We start from the raw sequence: 1,233 nt of genomic DNA, 5'->3' as shown, positions 1-1,233 counted from the left end.
CCTGTAAAAGTCTGGTGGCGATAGCGAGACGGCCACACCCGTTCCCATGCCGAACACGGAAGTTAAGCGTCTCAGCGCCGAAAGTAGTTGGGGGATCTCCCCCTGTGAGGATAGGACGTTGCCAGGCTTTATTTTTTTAAAAAAGTTATTGACTTTACATAATATGACCTTTAAAATAGGTAAAGTCGATATGACTTAAAACGGTCTCGTGGTGTAGGGGTTAACATGTCTGCCTGTCACGCAGAAGATCGCGGGTTCGAATCCCGTCGAGACCGCCATTTTTAATTTAATACGTATGGCTTTGTAGCTCAGTTGGTAGAGCAAAGGACTGAAAATCCTTGTGTCGGCGGTTCGATTCCGTCCAAAGCCACCATATAACACGCCGGTGTAGCTCAGTTGGTAGAGCATCTGACTTGTAATCAGAGGGTCGAGGGTTCGAATCCTTTCGCCGGCACCATTTTTTCATGGCGGTTGTGGCGAAGTGGTTAACGCACCGGATTGTGATTCCGGCATTCGAGGGTTCAATTCCCTTCAGCCGCCCCATTAAAATTTTAATGAGCCATTAGCTCAGTTGGTAGAGCATCTGACTTTTAATCAGAGGGTCGCAGGTTCGAGCCCTGCATGGCTCACCATTTCTCATTAATTTTTTATTCAATACGTAATTTCACATGCGGGTGTGGCGGAATTGGTAGACGCGCTAGACTTAGGATCTAGTGTCTTTGACGTGGGGGTTCGAGTCCCTTCACCCGCATCTCTAAATACTTATGCGGAAGTAGTTCAGTGGTAGAATACGACCTTGCCAAGGTCGGGGTCGCGGGTTCGAATCCCGTCTTCCGCTCCATCTTAATACGCGGTCGTGGCGGAATCGGTAGACGCGCTAGGTTGAGGGCCTAGTGGTGGTTAACACCGTGGAGGTTCAAGTCCTCTCGACCGCACCATATTGCACCCTTAGCTCAGCTGGATAGAGCGTTAGACTACGAATCTAAAGGCCGGGAGTTCGAATCTCTCAGGGTGCACCATTTACGGGAAGTAGCTCAGCTTGGTAGAGCACTTGGTTTGGGACCAAGGGGTCGCAGGTTCGAATCCTGTCTTCCCGACCATTTATTTTTGGTCTTTGAAAACTGAACGATGAGGCAAAAAAAGTTTTACAATTTTTGAATGAAGCGCAAGCTTCGTCAATTTAAGAGCTATATCAAATTCTTTGGAGAGTTTGATCCTGGCTCAGGACGAACG

The 1,233-nt window shown here is 48.3% G+C and carries 10 tRNA genes and 1 rRNA gene; all 11 read left to right on the top strand.

Annotated features, from left to right (window positions below):
• The first annotated feature begins 10 nt into the window (after positions 1–10).
• Positions 11–127, top strand: a 5S ribosomal RNA gene (rrf, locus tag KNO95_RS14325).
• Between the two features lie 75 nt (positions 128–202).
• Positions 203–278: transfer RNA gene (locus KNO95_RS14320), tRNA-Asp, on the top strand.
• Positions 279–297: 19 nt separating this feature from the next.
• Positions 298–373: transfer RNA gene (locus KNO95_RS14315), tRNA-Phe, on the top strand.
• A gap of 8 nt (positions 374–381) precedes the next feature.
• Positions 382–457, top strand: a tRNA-Thr gene (locus tag KNO95_RS14310).
• A 10-nt stretch (positions 458–467) separates the two neighbouring features.
• A tRNA-His gene (locus tag KNO95_RS14305) sits at positions 468–543 on the top strand.
• A gap of 13 nt (positions 544–556) precedes the next feature.
• Positions 557–632, top strand: a tRNA-Lys gene (locus KNO95_RS14300).
• 38 nt (positions 633–670) lie between these two features.
• A tRNA-Leu gene (locus tag KNO95_RS14295) sits at positions 671–751 on the top strand.
• A gap of 15 nt (positions 752–766) precedes the next feature.
• Positions 767–841 (top strand) — tRNA-Gly (locus KNO95_RS14290).
• Between the two features lie 9 nt (positions 842–850).
• Positions 851–938, top strand: a tRNA-Leu gene (locus tag KNO95_RS14285).
• Positions 939–942: 4 nt separating this feature from the next.
• Positions 943–1,019 (top strand) — tRNA-Arg (locus KNO95_RS14280).
• A 4-nt stretch (positions 1,020–1,023) separates the two neighbouring features.
• Positions 1,024–1,100: transfer RNA gene (locus KNO95_RS14275), tRNA-Pro, on the top strand.
• Positions 1,101–1,233: the final 133 nt, after the last annotated feature.

This window comes from Exiguobacterium sp. ERU653 (genome assembly GCF_018617775.1).
Lineage (GTDB): Bacteria > Bacillota > Bacilli > Exiguobacteriales > Exiguobacteriaceae > Exiguobacterium > Exiguobacterium marinum.
The sequence above is the reverse complement of the archived record's forward strand: the minus strand, read 5'-3'. Positions and strand labels throughout refer to the sequence as shown.